This window comes from Sphingomonas flavida (genome assembly GCF_036663655.1).
In the GTDB taxonomy this organism is placed as follows: Bacteria; Pseudomonadota; Alphaproteobacteria; order Sphingomonadales; family Sphingomonadaceae; genus Sphingomonas.
The window spans coordinates 1-1,102 of the sequence record NZ_JAXOJH010000057.1 but is presented as its reverse complement, the minus strand read 5'-3'; the positions used below and the strand labels follow the sequence as shown (position 1 = coordinate 1,102).

Sequence of the window (1,102 nt, the reverse complement as noted above, 5' to 3'; positions counted from 1 at the left end):
TGGTAGGCCAGCGCCATCACGAAGCCGATGACGAAGAGCACCACCGACGCAGCCCCGGCGATGCCGTAGTTGCCGCGCCCGGTGCCCTGGTTGATCAGGTAGGTCGCCATCGTGGTGGTCGCGTTGGCGGGTCCACCCCCGGTCAGCACCCACACCATGTCGAAGAGCTGCAGTGAGCCGATCATGGAGAGGAAGCACCAGGTCCGGATGGTCGGCCCGAGCAACGGGATCGCCACTCGGCGCTGGACCTGCCACCAGTTGGCGCCGTCGAGCTGTGCGGCCTCGTAGAGCTCCTCGGGCACGCCTTGCAGGCCGGCCAGGAACAGCAGGACCGCGAGGCCGAGGTACTTCCACGTCAGTACGACGAACATCGTGGGCAGGGCGAGCTCGGGTGTCCCGAGGAACCCCTGCTCCGGTGGCGTCAGCCCCACGGCCGAGATGATCCCGTCCACGGTGCCGTACTTCGGCTGGAGCAGCTGGAACCAGACGACGCCCGCGATCACCTCGGCGAGCACATAGGGGACGAAGACGATCGTGCGCAGCAGCCCACGGCCCCTGATCTTGCGGTTGAGCAGCACCGCGATCGCCAGCCCGAGCGGCAGCTGCACCACGATCGAGGCGACCACGATGATGAAGTTGTGCGTGACCGCCTGGGTGAACACGTCGTCGGTCAGCACCCGCTCGTAGTTGCGCAGGCCGACGAAATCGTCCATCGGGCCGAAGCCCTTCCAGCGGTAGAACGACATCCGCACGGCCGAGATGACCGGCCAGACGACGAACACCGCCATCAGCGCCAGCGCGGGTGAGACGAAGAAGAAGACCTCGAGCCGCTGTCGCCAGCGTCCGCCCCCCGGGGACGGAGCCACCCGGCGCGTGGTTCCGCGCCGGGTGGACTCCTTCTCGCGTGCGGGTGCCGCCGGCAGTGCGGCGCCCTGGTGGGACATGGTCAGCTCACTTCTCCTCGTCGGCGGCAGCCTGCGTGGCCGCGACGACATCTTCGGGTGAGGCCTTGTCGGCGAGGAGCAGCGCGATCTCGTCGTTCATCGCGTTGCCCACCGACGTACCGAATGCCGTGTCGAGGTAGAGCTGCACGTAGGGCGCT

1 protein-coding gene is annotated in these 1,102 nt (G+C 67.9%); it reads right to left on the bottom strand.

The genetic code is table 11. From position 1 onward, the window contains the following. On the bottom strand, window positions 1-944 hold a 944-nt coding region (locus tag U1703_RS19090; protein WP_332786978.1), incomplete at its 3' end, for a carbohydrate ABC transporter permease. Between the last annotated feature and the right edge of the window lie 158 nt (window positions 945-1,102).